The organism is Streptomyces sp. NPDC058371 (genome assembly GCF_042723265.1).
Taxonomy (GTDB): Bacteria; Actinomycetota; Actinomycetes; order Streptomycetales; family Streptomycetaceae; genus Streptomyces.
The window spans coordinates 69,480-85,030 of record NZ_JBHXJC010000019.1; the positions used below are offsets into that span (position 1 = coordinate 69,480).

14 protein-coding genes are annotated in these 15,551 nt (G+C 70.9%); 4 read left to right on the forward strand and 10 right to left on the reverse strand.

Going from position 1 to position 15,551, the window contains the following annotated elements; all coding sequences use genetic code 11:
• Positions 1–244: 244 nt before the first annotated feature.
• Positions 245–619, forward strand: a complete 375-nt coding sequence (locus ACFWM2_RS36380) for an RNA polymerase-binding protein RbpA (protein WP_164314920.1) — start codon at positions 245–247, stop codon at positions 617–619.
• Between the two features lie 171 nt (positions 620–790).
• On the opposite strand, the gene fxsA is transcribed toward ACFWM2_RS36380, so the two are convergent.
• The 4 genes from fxsA to ACFWM2_RS36400 form a co-directional block, all read right to left on the reverse strand.
• Positions 791–1,357, reverse strand: coding sequence for an FxsA family membrane protein (fxsA, locus tag ACFWM2_RS36385; protein ID WP_383289247.1), 567 nt, complete (start codon positions 1,355–1,357; stop codon positions 791–793).
• 72 nt (positions 1,358–1,429) lie between these two features.
• A complete protein-coding gene (locus ACFWM2_RS36390) occupies positions 1,430–2,221 on the reverse strand; it encodes a polyprenol monophosphomannose synthase (RefSeq protein WP_383289250.1) in 792 nt (263 codons plus the stop codon).
• A gap of 578 nt (positions 2,222–2,799) precedes the next feature.
• Positions 2,800–4,413, reverse strand: a complete 1,614-nt coding sequence (locus ACFWM2_RS36395) for an amidohydrolase (protein ID WP_383289253.1) — start codon at positions 4,411–4,413, stop codon at positions 2,800–2,802.
• A gap of 102 nt (positions 4,414–4,515) precedes the next feature.
• Entirely contained in the window at positions 4,516–4,956 is a 441-nt protein-coding gene (locus ACFWM2_RS36400; protein ID WP_383289255.1) for an Lrp/AsnC family transcriptional regulator, read from the reverse strand.
• Positions 4,957–5,222: 266 nt separating this feature from the next.
• Between ACFWM2_RS36400 and ACFWM2_RS36405 the strand changes: the two genes are divergently transcribed.
• Positions 5,223–5,660 carry a hypothetical protein gene (locus ACFWM2_RS36405; protein ID WP_383289258.1) on the forward strand — a complete coding sequence of 146 codons (438 nt, stop codon included), beginning with the start codon at positions 5,223–5,225 and terminating at the stop codon, positions 5,658–5,660.
• Position 5,661: 1 nt separating this feature from the next.
• Here ACFWM2_RS36405 and ACFWM2_RS36410 read toward each other — a convergent pair whose 3' ends face one another.
• The 3 genes from ACFWM2_RS36410 to ACFWM2_RS36420 form a co-directional block, all read right to left on the reverse strand.
• Complete coding sequence (locus ACFWM2_RS36410) at positions 5,662–6,753, reverse strand: phosphotransferase family protein (RefSeq protein WP_383289261.1); 1,092 nt, start codon at positions 6,751–6,753, stop codon at positions 5,662–5,664.
• Positions 6,754–6,783: 30 nt separating this feature from the next.
• On the reverse strand, positions 6,784–7,914 hold the full coding sequence (locus ACFWM2_RS36415) for a hypothetical protein (RefSeq protein WP_383289263.1): 1,131 nt from the start codon (positions 7,912–7,914) through the stop codon (positions 6,784–6,786).
• Positions 7,915–8,442: 528 nt separating this feature from the next.
• Positions 8,443–9,639 carry an acyl-CoA dehydrogenase family protein gene (locus ACFWM2_RS36420; RefSeq protein ID WP_383289266.1) on the reverse strand — a complete coding sequence of 399 codons (1,197 nt, stop codon included), beginning with the start codon at positions 9,637–9,639 and terminating at the stop codon, positions 8,443–8,445.
• Between the two features lie 380 nt (positions 9,640–10,019).
• On the opposite strand from ACFWM2_RS36420, the gene ACFWM2_RS36425 reads away from it, so the two are divergent.
• Entirely contained in the window at positions 10,020–11,285 is a 1,266-nt protein-coding gene (locus ACFWM2_RS36425; RefSeq protein WP_383289269.1) for a glycoside hydrolase family 18 protein, read from the forward strand.
• Between the two features lie 92 nt (positions 11,286–11,377).
• On the opposite strand, the gene ACFWM2_RS36430 is transcribed toward ACFWM2_RS36425, so the two are convergent.
• Together ACFWM2_RS36430 and ACFWM2_RS36435 are read right to left on the reverse strand one after the other, a co-directional pair.
• The gene (locus ACFWM2_RS36430) at positions 11,378–12,037 is read right to left on the reverse strand and encodes a TetR/AcrR family transcriptional regulator (protein WP_383289271.1); all 660 of its coding nucleotides are present in this window, start codon (positions 12,035–12,037) and stop codon (positions 11,378–11,380) included.
• A gap of 229 nt (positions 12,038–12,266) precedes the next feature.
• The gene (locus ACFWM2_RS36435) at positions 12,267–12,413 is read right to left on the reverse strand and encodes an SCO1431 family membrane protein (protein ID WP_383289274.1); all 147 of its coding nucleotides are present in this window, start codon (positions 12,411–12,413) and stop codon (positions 12,267–12,269) included.
• A 248-nt stretch (positions 12,414–12,661) separates the two neighbouring features.
• Here ACFWM2_RS36435 and ACFWM2_RS36440 point away from each other — a divergent pair, with 248 nt between their 5' ends.
• Positions 12,662–14,143, forward strand: a complete 1,482-nt coding sequence (locus ACFWM2_RS36440; protein WP_383289277.1) for a M1 family metallopeptidase — start codon at positions 12,662–12,664, stop codon at positions 14,141–14,143.
• A gap of 44 nt (positions 14,144–14,187) precedes the next feature.
• Here ACFWM2_RS36440 and ACFWM2_RS36445 read toward each other — a convergent pair whose 3' ends face one another.
• Positions 14,188–15,537, reverse strand: coding sequence for a peptidase C39 family protein (locus tag ACFWM2_RS36445; protein WP_383289279.1), 1,350 nt, complete (start codon positions 15,535–15,537; stop codon positions 14,188–14,190).
• Positions 15,538–15,551: the final 14 nt, after the last annotated feature.

A 15,551-nucleotide genomic window follows, 5' to 3' on the forward strand; every position in this document is an offset into this window, starting at 1 on the left:
AAAGGCCGGTAGTGTACGCGTTTGGCCTGCCAGGCGTACCGTTACTGCGCGTCAAAGAACATGAAACGCTGGGTGACATCTACTGTCAGATGTGACAAACCGGGCGATGGTGGGTACAACAAGGGGCGGCTACGACGGCGACGCATGACCCACAACGGGAATCTTTACCGCCGACCGGACGTTGACCGGATGACGACGACAGCGACACCTGTCCTGTGGGCGACAAGCCCGGGAGGCACGATTCATGAGTGAGCGAGCTCTTCGCGGCACGCGCCTCGTGGTGACAAGCTACGAGACGGACCGCGGCATCGACCTGGCCCCGCGCCAGGCCGTGGAGTACGCATGCGAGAAGGGACATCGTTTTGAGATGCCCTTCTCGGTCGAGGCGGAGATCCCGTCCGAGTGGGAGTGCAAGGTCTGCGGGGCCCAGGCACTCCTGGTGGACGGCGACGGCCCTGAGGAAAAGAAGGCCAAGCCCGCGCGTACGCACTGGGACATGCTGATGGAGCGACGCACCCGAGAGGAACTCGAAGAGGTCCTCGAGGAGCGTCTGGCTGTTCTGCGCTCCGGCGCAATGAACATCGCGGTGCATCCGCGGGACAGCCGCAAGTCCGCGTAACCCCTCCGGGGGTTGGGTGGCATACCAACGCACGCATACGACCGCGGGCGCCCTACGTAGCTGTAGGGCGCCCGCGGTCGTATGCGTGCGTGCGCTCAGGGGGCCAATACGTGCGTGCGCCTGCGCGCACGGGGCCGGTGCCGCCGACCGGGTGGCCGGCGGCGAACGCCCTCAGCCGTTCAGCGGCGGGTGCGGGCCCGGATTCCGCGGCGCGTCGTCCCTGATGACCTCGCCCTGGACGACCCGTCCGTCGGGGCGCTGCATCCGGGCCTGCTGGAAGGCGTCGCCCAGGGTGCCCGGAGCGGCCTCCCGCACCCTGCGTTCGACGGCCCGCTCGGTGTAGGCGCTGAGCGCCTTCTGCACCGGCGGGATCAGCAGGAGGAGGCCCAGGGCGTCCGAGATCAGCCCAGGAAGCATCAGCAGGAGCCCGCCGAGCATCATCGGGCCGTTTCCACTGCTCGGCCCGTCCGTGGGCGCCACGCCGCTCTGCTGCTGTTGCAGCGTCTCGCTGAGATTGCGGAAGGCCCGGCGTCCGGCCCGCTTGATCACGACCGCGCCCAGCACGAAGCCGGCGACGATCAGCAGGAACACCGTCCCGCCGCCCGCCACGCCCGCGACCACGGTCAGCAGCCAGATCTCCAGCACCAGCCAGGCGGCGACGCCGAGCGGCAGGAACGTCCGCAGCCGGGAGCGCCGCGGCCGGGCGGGGTATGTGGGAGTCGTAGCGCCAGTCGTCATGCTCCCAGTGTGCCTGGGAGCGGCTCAGCGCGAGATAAGGGAATGATCAACAGCGTCCGGGGAGGCGGCCGGTCAGGTGGTCTTGCGCCCCAGGACCCGGCCGACCCGCTCCGCCACACCCCAGGTGGTGACCCGCCACAGGGCCTCCACGAGGATGTCGCGGCTCATCTTGGAGTCGCCGAGCTCCCGCTCGACGAAGGTGATGGGCACCTCGACGACGTGATAGCCCGCCTTGACGGCGCGCCGGGCCAGGTCGACCTGGAAGCAGTAGCCCTGGGAGGAGACCTCGCCGAGGCCGAGGCCCTCGAGGGTCTCGGCGCGGAAGGCGCGGTAGCCGCCGGTGACGTCCCGGATCGGCACATCGAGCAGGACGCGCGAGTACATGCTGCCGCCGCGGGAGATGAACTCGCGGGACTTGGGCCAGTTCACGACCCGGCCGCCGGGCACCCAGCGGGAGCCGAGCACCAGGTCGGCGCCCTTGAGCGCGGTCAGCAGCCGGGGCAGTTCCTCGGGCTGGTGCGAGCCGTCGGCGTCCATCTCGATCAGTACGCCGTAGCCGTGCTCCAGGCCCCAGCGGAAGCCCGCCAGATAGGCGGCGCCCAGGCCTTCCTTGCCTTTGCGGTGCAGCACCTGGACGTGATCGTCCTCGGCGGCCAGCTCGTCGGCGAGCTTGCCCGTGCCGTCGGGGCTGTTGTCGTCGGCCACGAGAACATGCGCTTCAGGTACGGCGGACCGCACCCGGGCGACGATCTTCTTGATGTTCTCCGCCTCGTTGTAGGTCGGGATGATCACCAAGGCCGTGCCGAGCGGGCCGAACTGCCTACCCTGGGCTCCTGCCGCGAGGGTCCCGTCGCCGTCGTTCACTACTGCCCCTTCAAGTCCGTACGCAGGGGACCACCATAGTGGCCACAACCTGCATTGCCGTGTCGGCGCGTACGTGTGCGGGGTATCGATTCCCCAAGCGTCGGGTAAGCGGGCGCGCCGGTCCAGAGCCGGCCGCAGGCGCGCTGCGGATCGGGGCCCGGCGCCCTTCGGGCCGACCAGGGACCCGCTGGCTGCGGGCCGACCGAAAGCCGTTGTCTACTGAGCATCCGGGCCCCACCCGGGTCACACCTTCCCCCACGCTCTTTGGGGAGCGGGGAGGGACCGATCCGGCCGGAACGTTCCCTCGCCCCGTGGCGCGGGCGCTGGGCCTGGCTCCCAGTGGTGGTGCGCCGGTGCGGCACACCATCCCTGACCCAGCGGCGCTTCGGCGACGGCGCGGAAGTTCCCCGGTCGGACGTCCGGTGGTGGACCCGGCCGAACCTACCCGTCCTCAGCCATCGGCTGTCAACAGCCGTGTGAGCTGCGGGTTTTCCCTCGACTGCCTGGTCAGTGCCGAGGATTCGCAGGTCGCGCCCCGCGGCGGCACGCCATGATCGACAGCGCGCCACCCCGGGACATCACTCGTCCGGCCGTACGAATACCGTCCGGCCGCCCACGACGGTGCGCAGGCAGACGGGGAGGTCATGACCCGGCGTCAGGTCGGGCAGCCCGGGTGTGCCGGAGCGGGGATCGGTGGACCAGCGGGCGACGCGGTCATCAGGGGCCTGGACGACCAGGTCCGCGCTGCGCCACACGGCGTAGTCCGCGGGGGCGCCCGGCACCAGGATGCCCGCGTCGTCCCGTCCGATCGCGCGCCATCCACCGCGCGTATGCGCCGTGAACGCGGCGCGTACGGACACCCGGTGCTCGGGGGTGCGGTGGAAGGCGGCCGCGCGGACGGTGCCCCACGGGTCGAGCGGGGTGACGGGGCTGTCGGAGCCGAGGGCGAGCGGGACGCCGGAGCGCAGCAGGGCCGCGAAGGGGTTGAGGGTGCGGGCCCGTTCGGCGCCCAGGCGCTGGACGTACATGCCGTCCTCGCCGCCCCACAGCGCGTCGAAGGCGGGCTGCACCGAGGCGGTGAGACCGAGTTCGGCGAAGGCGGCGATGGTCTCGGGGGTGAGCATCTCGGCGTGCTCGACGCGGTGGCGGGCGGCCCGGACGCGGGCCAAGCCGGTCTTCTCGGCGGCGGCGCGGACGCCCTCGACCACGGAGGTCACGGCGGCGTCCCCGATGGCGTGGAAGCCCGCCTGGAGCCCCGCCTCGGTGCACGCGACGACATGCGCGGCGACGGCGGCGGCGTCCAGGTAGGCGGTGCCGGTGTGACCGGCGTCGGCGTACGGCTCGTGCAGACAGGCCGTGTGGGAGCCGAGGGCGCCGTCGACGAAGAGGTCGCCCGCCGCGCCGATCGCGCCCAGGGCCCGTACCTTCTCGATGTCCTGCTCGGCCCAGTAGCCGGCGACCCGCGGGCCCGACTCCTCGGCGGCGAGGCGCAGCAGTCCGGTGAAGTCGTCCTCGGAGGAGATCTCCGGGCCCGCGCACTCGTGCACCGAGCCGATGCCCAGCGAGGCGGCGTGCGCGAGGGCGGCGCGCTGGGCCTCGGTCCGCTGCTCGGCGGTGACGGCCCCGAGGGCGGCGGCCCGTACGGCGTGGTGGGCGTCGCGGGTCAGCGGGCCGTCCGCGTATCCGGCGCGGCCGGTGATGCCGGGCACCAGGTCGAGCAGGGCCGTGGTGACGACGGCCGAGTGGACGTCGATACGGGAGAGGTACAGCGGCCGGCCGCCGGTGGCCTCGTCGAGTTCGGCGCGGGTCGGGGGGCGTCCCCCGGGCCAGCGGGCCGCGTCCCAGCCGTGCCCGAGCAGGACGCGGGCGGCGGGGCGGGCGGCGGCGAAGTCGCGTACGAGAGCGAGGGTCGCGTCCAGGGAGGGGGCGTCCGACAGGTCGAGACCGGTGAGCGCGAGGCCGGTGGACGTGGTGTGCACATGGGCGTCCGTGAACGCCGGGGTGACCAGCGCGCCTTCCAGGTCCACGACCTCGTCGACCCCGCTCGCGAAGGCGTCGGCCGCGCCTTCGGAACCGACCCAGGCGACGTGCCCGCGCTCCACGACCATCGCGGTCGCGAAGGGATCGGCGGGACTGTGGACTTCTCCACCGCGCAGCAGCACGGTGTCCGGCGGGGCGGCGCTCTCACTCATGGGGAACAGTCTCGCGCCTGAGCAGGGCCTCCTCGCGCGCGGGGGCCCGTCTCCTCGGCGGCGGACGCCGGCTCGCCGAACGCGGCCGAGAAACCGGAGGGCTCAGATCCGCGGGGGCCGTGCCTCGTACGGGGTGGACAGCACCACGGTCGTACGCGTCGAGACGCCCGCGAGCGAGCGCAGCCGGGCGAGGAGCTCCTCCAGTTCGTGCGGGGTCGAGACCCGCACCTTGAGGATGTAGTTCTCGTCGCCCGCGACGCTGTGGCAGGCCTCGATCTCAGGGACGCCGGCGAGACGTTCCGCGATGTCGTCGGGCGAGCTGGGGTCGAACGGTTTCACCGAGATGAAAGCGGTCAGCGGCAGCCCGACGGCCTCGGAGTCGACGACCGCGGCGTAGCCACGGATGACACCGCGCTGCTCCAGCCGGCGCACCCGCTGGTGCACGGCCGACGTGGACAGGCCCGTGGCCTTGCCCAGGTCTGTGTAGCTCATCCGCCCGTCCTCGACGAGCAGCTGCACGATCTGTCGATCCAGCTCCTCCATGGCGCAAGAACCTACAGGGCCCTTGATCCCCCCGGATACCTGAGCGGCCCAGGTCATACCCGGTTCGTGATGTGTGCGAGAGGGGTCCGTGCGCCGTTCGGGGGACAAATCCGCCGGGCCGGGGCACCTGCGGACGGCATGTGACGAACGCCACAGTGTTACGGAGGGGTCCGAGATGTTCTCGTGGTTACCGCGGAGGCCGGACGGGAAGTGCTTGCTGTGGTCGAGGTCGCAGCGCCTTGTCGGCCCACCTGAGGGGGAGTCCCATGCAGAGTCTTCAGCGCCCTGGTCGTACTACGCCCAAGAGGCAGCAGCCGGTCGTCGAGCCCGAGCCGGAGGGTGTCGAACCGGACGCCCTCGACGACGAGGAGTTCGACGAGTACGACACCTTCGAGATGTACCGGGTGATCTGCCCGGACTGCGCGCAGCCCATCGCGCTCCTGGCGGACGAGGAGGTCCTGCCCGAGCACGCGCTGTGCGCCACCCCGTGGAACCCGTTCGGGCTCACGGTCTGTGCCGGTACGGGGCGGAGCGCGGTCGACGCCCGGCCCGCCGACGAGTCCACGCAGCCCCAGGAGCAGGACACGGCGCTCCTCCTGACGCTCCCTCAGGGGCTGAACTGGCGCACGCAGCCGTTCTCGCACGTCGGCGGCCCGAGCTCGCGCCCCATGCGTGTCCCGGACATGCGGCGCCACGCCGCCTGAGTCAATCCCCGTAGCTGCCCTGCACCATGGCTCGCAGACTGTCGTGGTGCAGGATCAGCGTGTCCGGGTCGGCCGGGACGGCGACCTCACCGAAGTGCGCCTGGCGGTAGGCGACGCGCAGCATCACGACGGCCTGCCGCAGGGCCGCGTACAGGATGTAGAAGTCCATGTACTGGGGCGTGTGGCCGGTGAGTCGGGCGTAGTGCCGCTCGATCGTGTCGCGGCGCAGGAAGTCCGGGAGGCCGGGCTGTCCGAAGCTCAGGGTGAGGTCCTGGAAGAAGCGGTGGAGATAGATCATCCAGCCGAGGTCGACCTCGCGCGGGGCGACGGCCGCCATCTCCCAGTCGAGGACGGCCGCCGGTTCGAAGCCGTCGTAGATGACGTTACCGATGCGCGCGTCGCCCCAGGTGAGGACGGACTCGCCCGCGTCTCGCGGCCACAGCTCCTCGAGCCGGTCGAAGGCACTCTCGATGAGCGGCGAACGTGACAGGCCGTCAACCACCCAGTGGTAGTAGGCACGTTGGGATTCGACGTGGTCGCGCAGGCCGCCCCGCCCCCACTGCCGGAAGAACGCGTCGCCGCTGACGTCCACCTGGTCGTGCAGCCGCGCGAGCAGCCCGATCGACGCCGCCTCCAGCCGGGTACGTTCCTCGTCGGTTGCCGCGTGCAGCCAATTGCCCTCGTACGTATAGGGCATGACGTCCGGCGGTACGCGGCCGTCGACCCGTTCCATGACGAAGAACGGCGCCCCGAGCGGCCCGGGGTCCTCCTCCAGCCACAGCACCCGCGGGACGGGCACGTCGGTGCGCTCGGCGACCCGGCGCATCGTGCCGTACTGCCGGGGCATGTCGTAGACCGGGAAGACGGTGTACGCGGCCGGATCCGCCGCGAGGCGCAACGCGCAGGCGCGGACGGGGGGTTCGGGGTGATCGATGTCGAAGAGGAGGGTCTCGCTGGACATGCCGTTCGACGCAGGGACCGTCACCCCGACGGCCTCGGCGCCGGGCAGGCGCGTGGCGAGCCAGGCGGTCAGCCGGTGGGCGATCTCCCGCGGGTCACGGGTGCTCGTACGGGGGCGGGGTGCCGAGGTCATCCCGTGGCTCCTCTCAGGGCGCGACCGGTCTCAGGGCGCGACCGAGTCGAATCCGGTGAACCCGCTCGGGTCGTGGCGGCCGAACGAGCCGTGCTCGAAGATCCCGTGACCGGTGCGGCCGTCCAGCGTGAAGCGGGCCGCGTGGTCGGTCACCCCGTACGCGGCAAGGGGGTGGCCGGCCGGGTCGGCGAGGTCGTAGCTGCGGCGGTCGGTCCAGTCGCGGCCGCGCCAGCTGCCGTGCTGCCAGTCGTCGGCGGGCGGATAGCCGGCGCCGACGGCGAGCGGGGAGGAGGTGAGCACCTCCACGCCCAGCTCCAGGGGCTTGCCGTCCGGCGGATGCGTGAGGTGGACGACGGCGGACCGGGGGTGGCGGGTGCCCGGGCGATAGGTGATGTCCGTCCGGGGCCAGCCGAGTTGGAGGTCGCGCTCCCCCGGGCGTACCAGCGTCGCGTCGTTCAGGGACCGGTGGCCGTCCGCGTCCTCCTGCGTGACGATCATCAGGAAGCGGTCCTCGAAGCGGACGGGCGACCAGATCCAGTGGAACCCCTGGGTGGGGTGCTCGTCGGCCGACCGGCCGCCGTCCTCCCCCGGAAGGGGGCGCACACCCCAGCTGCGGTCGCGGGTGCCGGTCCACTCACCCGCCGTCAGGCGCAGTTCCTCGCCGCCGGCACGGATCCAGCCGTCGCAGCGGCCCGCCTGCACGAAGCGCCTGCCCTCCAGGGTGAGCCGGTCGCCGCGCCGCTGGAGGTGGTGCGGTTCCCACAGCGCGGGGAAGTCCGCGGACCAGTTGATCTCGTACGACAGTCCGTCCGGGTCCCCGGGATCGGCCGCGCAGGTCAGGACGAAGTCCTTCAGCGGGCGTTCGACCTGGATCCGGAGCGGGCCGACGGCCAGTTCCATCCGGGCGTCGTCGCGCAGCGCGTCCGACGCCCGGACCGCGTACAGGGTGTCGCCCCGCCGCAGAGTGGCGTACGCGTCGATCACACCGACGTTCGGATACACCCCGAGGCCCAGGATCAGCAGCGCCCGGCCCTGGTGGTCGAAGACATGGAAGATGCAGCGATCGTAGGCGTTCCGGTCCCCCGTCGCGAGGTGCTTCATGGACAGGGGGACCTGGTGGATGGGGTACTCGTCGAGAGCTACGGGGCGGTCGTCGGGCACGGCAGGCCTCCCTGAACGCACGGCAGTTGACGTCACCGGGAGAGGCGCGGGCCCCGGCGGCGAAGTTGACGGTACGTCAGATGGCGGCACGGGGCCAGAGACAGTGCCCCGGCCGACGGTCCGGCGCGCACTCGGGGGGCGCGCCCCCCGTACGGGCTCGGGGTGAACAGACGCCCGATTGCACGGGTAGGTGACCTGCCGCCGGGCGCGGGCGTTGCCCTGGTATGACCCCCACTTTCTCGGCTACCGGGCGTCGGCGCCGCGTCTATGTCCCGCCCCCGGCAGAATCGGTTCCTCCGGGGCCTCCGCAGTACCAGGACCCGCCCATCTACCGCGCTCTGATGCGGACCTGGGCCGATCGCGGCCGTACGCTGCCCGGACGGCACGACCCCGAGTGGGTCCGGCTGGCGGCGCCCCCGGCCGGGCTCGGTCAGTTCGGCGCCGGCCGGGACCCGTTCGGGGTGAGCCCGGATCCCTTCGGTGTGAGCCCGGATCCGTTCGGCGTGAGCCGGGTGGGACCCGACCCGTTCAGCGTGAGTCCGGACCCGCGAGGTGACGTGCGATGACCATGCGCTGGATCTGATTGGTGCCCTCGACGATCTGGAGCACCTTGGCCTCCCGCATATAGCGCTCGACCGGGAACTCCGCGGTGTAGCCATAGCCGCCGAGCACCTGCACGGCGTCCGTGGTGACCTTCATCGCGGCGTCCGTGCACAGCAGCTTGGCCATGGCCGCCTGCTTGGCGAACGGCCGGCCGGCGTCCCGGAGCCGGGCGGCGGCCAGATACAGCGCCCGGCCCGCCTCGATCTGCGTGGCCATGTCGGCGAGCATGAAACGCAGGCCCTGGAAGTGGGAGATGGGCCGGCCGAACTGCTCCCGGCCGGTGGCGTACGCGACCGCCTCGTCCAGCGCGGCCTGGGCCACGCCGATCGCACAGGCGGCGATGCCCAGGCGCCCGGAGTCGAGTGCCGAGAGGGCGATCGCGAAGCCCTGACCCTCGTCGCCGATGCGCCGGTCGTCGGAGACGCGGACGCCGTCGAAGTGGACCTGGGCGGTGGGCGAGCCCTTCATGCCCATCTTCTTCTCCGGCAACGCGGCACTGAGCCCCTCGGCGTCACCGGGGACCAGGAAGGCCGTGATACCCCGGGCTCCCTCGCCGCCGCTGCGGGCGAGCACGGTGTAGAAGTCGGCGATGCCGCCGTGCGTGATCCAGGCCTTGGTGCCGGTGATCGACCAGTCTCCGCCGCTCTCGGGGGCGGCGCCTGCCGCCTCCCGCACGGCCTTGGTCCGCAGCGAGGCGGCGTCCGAGCCGGAGGACGGTTCGGAGAGGCAGTACGCACCGAGGAGGCCGCCGCCGAGCATGGCGGGCAGATGCTCGACCTGCTGCTGCTTGGTGCCGTAGTTCGCGAGCGCGTGACAGGCGAGGGTGTGCACGCTGACGCCGAGGCCGACGGTCAGACGGGCCGCGGCGAGCTCCTCCAGGACCTGGAGATAGACCTCGTACGGCTGGTCGCCGCCGCCGTACTCGGAGTCGTAGGGCAGTCCGAGGAGGCCCGATTCCGAGAGCAGGCGGAAGACTTCGCGCGGGAAACGCCCGGCGTCCTCCTCCTCGGCCGCCTTCGGTGCGATCTCGCGCTGCGCGATGTCGCGGACGAGCGAGATCAGATCCCGGGCCTCGTCCGTGGGCAATTGACGGTCCACCGGCTGCGGGGCGCGGTCGGGCATGGCGACGCTCTCCTCCCTGTCGGGCACATCGGCGAACACACACCTGGGATGGGGCGGCCCCGCCGGGTCTCACAGTGCCCAGCCGATGCTGCCCCTCCGGGTCGCGGAAGCTGCAGATCAGCGGCTGTGGCGCTGTGAGTATGCCCGATCGGAGGCACCGAGTCACCAGTTAACGACCGCTTACTAAAAGAAAGGGAAATTGGTCCGAACCATTGACGCACTGGTCTAGTCCTCCTACTGTTCCTGCAACGCGTCACCGCGTTCATGCCAAACAGCAGCAGGGATCCGGGACCAGGCGTCCCCGCAGTGGCTCAGGCACTCACCAGCAGGTCCAGCAGCAAGGCCCTCACACGTTCCCCTCTTCCCCACGAGGAGACACGATGTTCAGACCGCTCCGCTCTCGCGTCCGCTTCCGGACGCTTCTGTCCGCCGCGTGTTGTGCCGTCCTCGGCGCCGGGCTGCTCGCCGGCGCGGGCACCGCCACCGCCAGGGAGTCCGGCACCACGGCGGCCACGGCCGCTTCGGAGACCACCGCTGCCGCGGCCGGCTCCAAGGTCGTCGGCTACTTCACCGAATGGGGCACCTACGACCGCAAGTACTACGTCAAGAACATCGAGACGTCCGGTTCGGGTGCCAAGCTGACCCACATCAACTACGCCTTCGGCAACGTCACCGGTGGCAAGTGCGCGATGGGCGACGCCTACGCGGCGACCGACCGCACCTACACCGCGGCCGAGTCGGTGGACGGCGTCGCCGACACCTGGGACCAGCCGCTGCGCGGCAACTTCAACCAGCTGCGCGAGCTGAAGAAGAAGCACCCGGGCCTGAAGGTCCTCTGGTCCTTCGGCGGCTGGACCTGGTCGAGCGGCTTCGGGCAGGCGGCCCAGAACCCGGCCGCGTTCGCCCAGTCCTGCTACGACCTGGTGGAGAACTCCAAGTGGGCGGATGTCTTCGACGGCATCGACATCGACTGGGAATACCCCAACGCCTGCGGTGCCACCTGTGACACCAGCGGCAAGGACGCCTACAAGAACCTGCTGGCGGCCCTGCGTGCCAAGTTCGGCGGCAGCAATCTCGTCACCTCGGCGATCACGGCCGACGCCACCAGCGGCGGCAAGATCGACGCGGCCAACTACGCCGGCGCCGCGCAGTACGTCGACTGGTACAACCCGATGACGTACGACTTCTTCGGCGCCTGGGACACGACAGGGCCCACGGCTCCGCACTCGCCGCTCAACTCGTACACGGGCATCCCGAAGGCGAACTACTACACCTCGGCGACGATCGCGAAGCTCAAGGGCCTCGGCATCCCGGCCTCGAAGCTGCTGCTCGGCATCGGCTTCTACGGACGCGGCTGGACCGGCGTCACCCAGGCGGCACCCGGCGGCACGGCGACCGGCCCCGCGACGGGGACGTACGAGGCGGGCATCGACGACTACAAGGTGCTCAAGACGAAGTGCCCGGCGACCGGCACGGTCGGCGGCACGGCGTACGCGAAGTGCGGCACCAACTGGTGGAGCTACGACACCCCGTCGACCATCGCGGGGAAGATGAGCTACAAGAACGCGCAGGGCCTGGGCGGCACCTTCTTCTGGGAACTGAGCGGTGACACCTCGAACGGCGAGCTGATCAAGTCGATCAACTAGCCTGTTCGGTACAGCACTTGGGGCGGGGGTCCGGCGGCCTCCGCCCCTTGTTCATGCCCTCCGCCCGACGCTCCTCGCGTCCCGCCGCCGGCTCATTCGTCGCGGCGGGCGGGGGCGGGGGCCACGTACGAGGGGTCCAGCTCCTCGATGGCGCGCAGGGTGCCGCCGAGCATTCGCACGAGCAGTTCACGCATCGCGTCGCGGCTCAGCTCCTGCCGGTCGATCCAGTCGAGGGTCGCCCCCTCGACGCTGCAGAGCCAGCCGAGCAGCGCGGTCCGCGGCAGAGGGTCGACCTTGCGCCGCCCGTACGCCCCTTCGGCGATCGTCGCGATGATGGCCTCGCGCACGCCGTCGCGGATGGCCTGCACCTCGGTGTCGAAGCCGACACCGCCGCTGATGATCGTGCGGTAGGCGGCCTGATGGTGTTCGGCGTAGCGGAGATAGCTCTCGATGGTGCGGTGCACCCGCTCGGCGGGCGGCAGCTGGAGGCCACCGGCCGCCCGGGAGACCAGTTCGGCCACCGAGTCCTCGACGATGGCCAGGTAGTAGCCGCGCTTGGACTGGAAGTAGTAGTAGATCAGACCCTTGGCGACCTGCGCCTGCTTGGCGATGTCGTCCATCGACAGCGCGTCGTACGACCTGTCGGCGAACAACTTCCGGCCAACGGAGATGAGTTCGGCGCGGCGCGCCACTGAGCGACCGGTGCCGCGCGCCCGGGGGCGATCGAGGCCTCGCTGTTGACTATTATTCAATTTCGGCCCTGGTCTCCAACTGCCGACGGGACATTCGCAGTATGGCAGACCTGAGTCACCTGCCCGTTCGACTCCGATCGACAACTCGGGCGTACGCCGGGGCACTTCCGCGTCAGGGGCCGGTTGGTTCAGCTGTCCGGGGTCCGATGCACGCGCCCGGCGCGGGGGCGGTGACGGCTCGCCCGCGCGGCGCCGAGCGGGTGCTCGTGCGGCGGCGGAGCGGCTGGGTTCAGAGCAGGCCGAGCTGGGTGACCAGCATCGCCAGGACCACGACGAGGGTCCAGCCCAGGGCGTGCTCCAGAATCTTCGGTCCGTCGTCCTTGGGGCCGCCCGTACGGGCGCGGACACGGGCGGCGGTGGCGGAGGTCGCGGTCATGGCATCTCGCTGACGTAGTCGTGCGGTCGGTCCCCCGGCTGCCGTCGGCTCCCCACCGACCCGACCACCTTGCCACCGGATCGGGCTGCCGCGGGAGAGAGCTTGGTCACGCCGTCTCCGGCGGACACTTCGACCTCCTTCGAATGGACCGGGAATCCACAACGATGTGCGCGGGCTGTGCGTCTCCTCACACGACAGTGGTCACTCAACCCGCACACGCCCGTGGTCAGTCAACCGAAAGGTCCCTGATGAGCACGTTCCGGACGCCTCGCCGCAGAGCCCGCCTCGCTCTGGCGGCGGCGATCACCGTCACCGCCGCGTTGACGGGTCCGGTCTCACAAGCCGCCTCCGCATCCTCCGACGCCGCGTCCCCCGGGGCGGCGGGCCTCGGCGACCCGATCTTCCCGCTCGACGGCAACGGCGGCTACAAGGTGAGCCGCTACACCCTCGACTTCGACTGGCAGGCGCCGAAGACACCCTTCGAGGCGGCCACGACGATCAAGGCGACCGCGACACAGGCGCTGTCCCGCTTCAACCTGGACTTCGCGGGCAACACCCTGCACACGGTCACCGTGGACGGAAAGGTGGCCAAGGCCGAGCGCGACGGCGACGAGCTCGTCGTCACCCCCGGCAAACCGCTGGCGCAGGGCAAGCCCTTCACGGTCAAGGTCACCTACACCGCCGACCCGACCCAGATACGCCACCGCGACGACGCCATCGAGGACTACGGCTGGATCCCCACGCCGGACGGCACGGTCCTGTATCCGCAGCCCAACGGCGCGAAACTGATCTTCCCGTCCAACGACCACCCGAGCCAGCGCGCGCCGATCACCTTCCACATCACCACCCCGGCGGGCCTGAAGGCGGTCGCCAACGGCAAGCTCACCGATCGTGTCGAGCAGTCCGACGGGCGCGTGAAATGGACGTACGACTCCGAGCAGCCGCTGGCGACCCAGCTGGCCCAGCTGGCGATCGGCAAGTTCACCTTCGTCGACAGCACCGGCCCGCACGGGCTGCCGATCCGCGACGTGGTCCCGGACGATCTGGTGGCGCCGACCGAGCAGTACCGCAAGCTCACCGCCGAGCACATCGCCTGGCTGGAGGAGCGGCTCGGCCCCTACCCCTTCAACCGCTACGGCCTGCTCGTCGGCGACACCGACCTGGCCGTCGCCCTGGAGACCAACACGCTCTCCCTGATCCCGAAGGCCGACCTGCTCGGCGACCAGGTCAGCGCCGAGCGGAACCTGGTGCACGAGCTCACCCACCAGTGGACCGGCGACAGCGTCGGCATCAAGACCTGGTCCGACCTGTGGCTCAGCGAGGGCCACGCCCGGTACTACGAGCGGCTGTACTCGGAGACGCACGGCGGTGTGAGCTTCGAGGAGACCATGAAGACCGCGTACGCGAGCCACGACCAGTGGCGCCACGACTACGGCGCCCCGGCCGAGCCCACCGAGCCGAACCTCTTCAAGCGCATGCGGTACGACGGTTCGACGCTCGTCCTGTACGCGTTGCGGGAGAAGGTCGGCCAGGAGACGTTCGGAAAGATCGAGCGGGCCTGGATCGCCAAGTACAACGGAAAGACCGCGAGCACACAGGACTACATCAGCCTGGCCTCGAAGGTCGCGGGCCAGGACCTCGACGGCTTCCTGCACCCGTGGCTGTACGGCGCGAAGACCCCGCCGATGCCGAATCACCCGGACTGGGTCGTGAACCCGGTTCAGAGCTGACCGAACGAACGGCCTCCCCCTTCATGCGGGGGAGGCCGCCCGGTCTAGCGGATGCCCACCGCCGCGAGCGCCTTGCGCTGCTGCGACGACGGCTGCGCCGGGAAGTACAGGTAACAGACACCGCCGGTGCCGGAGGCCACCTTTCCCGAGGCGTTGTACCGCTTGGTGCGGAGCCAGATGTTCTCCCACTCGCGCCGCTTGTAGACGCGGCGCACCGCGCTGTCGCTCGGCGACGCCGGGTCGTTGGCGATCACATCGCCGTCGGCGGTGAAGCCGATGACGGTCATCAGATGGCCGGCCGTACCGTAACCGGCCCCCGTCAGTTCCGACTTGAGGAACGACTGGGACGTTATGGCGGGGATGCCGGCGGCGATCAGCGTCTCCAGGTCGGTGAGCGAGCCGAGGCGGGTCACCACCCCCTGGAGGTCCCGGTACGTCGCCGCGTAGGCGGCGTTGAAGGGCCAGTTGCCGCAGCCGGCGTACTGGTAGTCGTACGTGTAGCGGGCCGCGTGGCACACCTGCGGGTCCGCGTAGGCCGGATCGACCCAGGCCAGTTGCTCCGCCGTCGGCCTGCGGCCCCAGAACTCGATGATCATCTGCGAGGAGGTGGGGCTGCACCAGGCCTCGCCGCCGCTGTCGTACTCCGGGTACTGGCCGGCATGGATCTCCTGCGAGTAGCGCGGGACCGGCAGCTCCTGGGCGAGGCCGGGGGTGGAGGCCGGGACGGTGAAGCGGTCCGGGACGTCGGAGCCCATCGCGCCGAGCCGCCACACGGTGGGCGTCAGCCGGGTGCCCGGGGTGCGGTACAGCGTCAGCCGCAGCCGGTAGGAGGCCAGGCGCAGGCCGGAGGCCGGGGCGTCGATGGAGAAGGTGTCCGTCCAGATGCTGCTCTTGCCGTCGCTCTGGTCGTCGACCGAGGTCCGCTTGATGTCCTGGTCGCCGGCCGCCCAGCGGCCCAGCACGTACCAGGGCGTCGCCGTGCCGTCGGAGTAGGTGCCGGTCAGCTCGACCTGGAGCCAGGTACCGGCCGGGGTGTGCGCGTTCCAGGAGGCGATGACCTCGGTGGCGGGCACGGTGAGCCGGTGCACCGGAGCCGTCCAGGTCGCGTACTCCCAGGTGGCGGTCTTCTTGGTGTGCGGGTCGGTGTAGTCGGTGGTGCCGGCCGGGGTGGCGAGCACCAGGCCCGGGCGGGCACCCGCCACGGCCCGGGTGCCGTTCGCGGTGCCGCCGCGCCAGTCGGTGTACGAGGTCCAGGCGCGGTTGTCCACGAGGCCGTTCGGGGCTTTCACTGAGCGCGTCGGGGCGGCGGCCGCCGGTCCCGCGGACCCCGCGGCCGCCGCGGCGACGGCCGCGGCGAGAACGGTTCTGCGGGACGGTTCGGAAGCTCTGGTCATGGGTGGGTGACCCC

Coding starts and splice junctions, on each gene's coding strand:
- ACFWM2_RS36380 (WP_164314920.1), top strand. CDS start 245: ATGAGTGAGCGAGCTCTTCGCGGCACGCGCCTCGTGGTGACAAGCTAC.
- fxsA (WP_383289247.1), bottom strand. CDS start 1,357: ATGACGACTGGCGCTACGACTCCCACATACCCCGCCCGGCCGCGGCGC.
- ACFWM2_RS36395 (WP_383289253.1), bottom strand. CDS start 4,413: ATGAGTGAGAGCGCCGCCCCGCCGGACACCGTGCTGCTGCGCGGTGGA.
- ACFWM2_RS36400 (WP_383289255.1), bottom strand. CDS start 4,956: ATGGAGGAGCTGGATCGACAGATCGTGCAGCTGCTCGTCGAGGACGGG.
- ACFWM2_RS36405 (WP_383289258.1), top strand. CDS start 5,223: ATGCAGAGTCTTCAGCGCCCTGGTCGTACTACGCCCAAGAGGCAGCAG.
- ACFWM2_RS36410 (WP_383289261.1), bottom strand. CDS start 6,753: ATGACCTCGGCACCCCGCCCCCGTACGAGCACCCGTGACCCGCGGGAG.
- ACFWM2_RS36420 (WP_383289266.1), bottom strand. CDS start 9,639: ATGCCCGACCGCGCCCCGCAGCCGGTGGACCGTCAATTGCCCACGGAC.
- ACFWM2_RS36425 (WP_383289269.1), top strand. CDS start 10,020: ATGTTCAGACCGCTCCGCTCTCGCGTCCGCTTCCGGACGCTTCTGTCC.
- ACFWM2_RS36435 (WP_383289274.1), bottom strand. CDS start 12,413: ATGACCGCGACCTCCGCCACCGCCGCCCGTGTCCGCGCCCGTACGGGC.
- ACFWM2_RS36440 (WP_383289277.1), top strand. CDS start 12,662: ATGAGCACGTTCCGGACGCCTCGCCGCAGAGCCCGCCTCGCTCTGGCG.
- ACFWM2_RS36445 (WP_383289279.1), bottom strand. CDS start 15,537: ATGACCAGAGCTTCCGAACCGTCCCGCAGAACCGTTCTCGCCGCGGCC.